Source organism: Mycobacterium sp. E1214 (assembly GCF_001666755.1).
GTDB lineage: Bacteria > Actinomycetota > Actinomycetes > Mycobacteriales > Mycobacteriaceae > Mycobacterium.
On record NZ_LZJC01000074.1, the window covers coordinates 1 to 1,089 of the forward strand.

Annotated in this window: 1 protein-coding gene; it reads left to right on the plus strand. The window is 74.2% G+C overall.

What is annotated here, in order from left to right; genetic code table 11:
• Positions 1-4: 4 nt before the first annotated feature.
• The coding region (locus tag A5700_RS08710) for an ATP-binding cassette domain-containing protein (protein WP_231991391.1) at positions 5-1,089 on the plus strand (1,085 nt) is incomplete at its 3' end.

Genomic DNA, 1,089 nt, shown 5'->3' on the forward strand with positions numbered 1-1,089 from the left:
CCCGGTGCCGCCGGCCGCGCACCAGGAGCCGCCGAAGGGCGCGGGCCTGATCGAACGGATGGTGACCTCCAAGATCCGGGTGCAGCGCCCCTCCTTCCGGACCGCGGATCCCAGCTCCACCTACCGCCTGCCCCTAAAACCCGGCTCGCGCACGCTCGGGGTGACGGCGCATCGGCTGGCGCTCACCGTGGACCACCACGACACGCTGTCCGACATCTCCCTCACCGCGCGACCCGGCAGTTTGACCGCGATCGTCGGCCCGTCGGCCGCACGCAACTCCGCCCTGCTCGGGCTGCTGGCCGGGCGCAGGGCCCCCAGCGCGGGTGTCGTCACCGTGGACGGCCACGACGTACACGCCGAACCGGCGGCCATGGCCAGCCGCATCGGGATCGTCGACCACGACGACCGCCTGCACCGGCACCTCACCACCGCGCAGACCCTGCGTTACGCCGCCGAACTGCGGCTGCCCCCGGACGTCTCCGCCGAACACCGCGCCCGCGTGGTCGACCAGGTCCTCGAGGAACTCGAGCTGACCGCGCTCCGCGACACCCGCATCGGGAAGCTGCCGCCGGAGGCGCGCCGGTGCGCGGCCCTGGCGGTCGAGTTGCTGACCAGGCCCACCCTGCTGGTCGTCGACGAGCCGACCGCCGGGCTCGATCCGGCGCAACAGAGCCACGTCATGGGAGTCCTGCGGCGTCAGGCCGACCTCGGCTGTGTCGTGGTGGCGGCCCTGTCAGCTCGCGCACCGCTCGCGGACCTCAACCTGTGCGACCAGGTGCTGGTGCTCACCGCGTCCGGCACGGTGGCCTTCCTCGGCGCGCCCCTGCAGATCGAGGCGGCCATGGGCACCACCGACTGGTCGGAGGTGCTGGCCCGGGTGAGCGCCGACCCCGACGGCACCCACCGCGCCTACCGCGGGCTGCCGCCCACCCCCGCGTCGAGCACGCCGCCGCAGGTGGCGGAGCCCTGGCCACCGGCGGCGGAGTTGGCCCGGTCGCGCCAGATCAGGCTGCTGGCGCGCCGCGATCTCCGGCTGCTCTTCGCCGACCGCGCCTACTGCGCGTTCCTCGCGATCCTGCCCTTCGCGTT